General features: G+C 60.6%; 1 protein-coding gene and 1 pseudogene. One reads left to right on the plus strand and one right to left on the minus strand.

What is annotated here, in order from left to right:
- Positions 1 to 1,198 (plus strand): annotated as a pseudogene (locus tag X750_RS1000000167320) (hypothetical protein); the annotation flags it as partial.
- 152 nt (positions 1,199 to 1,350) lie between these two features.
- Here the strand turns inward: X750_RS1000000167320 and X750_RS1000000165555 are convergent.
- On the minus strand, positions 1,351 to 1,480 hold a 130-nt coding region (locus X750_RS1000000165555), incomplete at its 5' end, for a winged helix-turn-helix domain-containing protein (RefSeq protein ID WP_198021036.1).

Here is a 1,480-nt window from a genome sequence, read left to right on the forward strand (position 1 = left end):
TTCGTCAGTGGTTGATCTGAATCCCCCCGCACCGTCCGAGTTGCGTGACCATGCTCGTTCTGTGCCGGCGGCGGTGCAGCCAGATCGCCCAAAAGTGGTCTCCGGTCCCGACAAGGGTCCTCTTTATTCCAACGATGCGACCCTTGTCGAAGGGCTGAGGTCAGCACTCTATGCCGGTAAGGTCGGGGAGATCACGGTCAAGCGCCATGTAGATATTCTTTTCGGCTTTGGTCATTGGCTCGTTGAAAATAACAAGCCGGGGATTGCGGATCGGCTTCACGATTCGTCGCTGGATCGGGATCGCAAGGAGTACGAGATCTGGGGTGGCGGCCCCTCGGCCGTGGCTGGGTCACTGGGTCGTCTCAAGACGTGGGCGGGCGGAGCGCCAGTGGTGGGCCGCGCTGCCCTGAATCCCCACCCTGCCGACGCCGTGCTCATCAGAGAGTACACAGCGGCTCTCATCAAAGCGTACGAGGCAGCGCCGACGGGGCCGAAACCCCGTACCGTTGAGGTCTATGGGTCTGCTCTTAGACGGTTCAGTCAATGCCTGGTTGAAAACAAAAAGCCGGGGATTGCGGATCGGCTTCACGAGCGGTCGCTGGATGAAGATGCCAAGCGCTATATGAAAACCGCTGAAATCAGTGCACTAACTCATGTCCGGAAGTTCGCACTCGGGCGCGAAATTGCCCTTGCTGCTCGTCCGGAAGACGCAGTCGGCATGGAGGCTCGTGCCATTGGGGACGCCGCTGCGCAGCNCGGGCGCGAAATTGCCCTTGCTGCTCGTCCGGAAGACGCAGTCGGCATGGAGGCTCGTGCCATTGGGGACGCCGCTGCGCAGACCGCGGCACAAGCTCATGGCCACGCAGGAGAGCAGGGACCCATCTCTCGAGCTCAACAAGTCGCGCCAGCGCCGTTTGAACGGCACTTGGGCAAGAAGCGCGAGGCCCAGGACGGACTGACGAGTACACTTGACAGGAGCAACCTCGTGAACAGCGGGGGCGTCATCATAAACAATGAACATTCCACAGCGCTGTTGAGACCGGCGAAGAGGCAGAGGACTGATAATCCGCAAAGCCGCGCCATGGGGCGGCAACTGAGCGAAGCAACCACGACGTCCATCAGCCAAGCCTCCGATCAAGCCCGAGCGGGCCTAGTGGCTTCCTTCAGAAGCAGGGAGCGCTCCGACGCGGGGCGTTGAGCTCCATGGCTGGGGTCAAGCAGAACAGCTCTCTTGACGACAGAGGCGCTGATGCGATCTCCGGACCGGTAGCTCTCGCCGTAATTGATCAGGCTGGTACTGTTGGAAGGCTTGATCAGCCTCGTCACCCCAATCTCCAGCATAGCTCACTGTCACGCGGCCAACGTGCCTCCGTAGCTAACATCTACGTCAGCGTTGAAGAAGTACCCTGCGCCACGGGATGTTTTGACCAGGCGAGGGTTGGCCGCATCAGCCTCCAGCTTTCGGCGCAAGCGCATGATT

It is taken from the genome of Mesorhizobium sp. LNJC391B00 (genome assembly GCF_000502535.1).
Classification (GTDB): Bacteria; Pseudomonadota; Alphaproteobacteria; order Rhizobiales; family Rhizobiaceae; genus Mesorhizobium.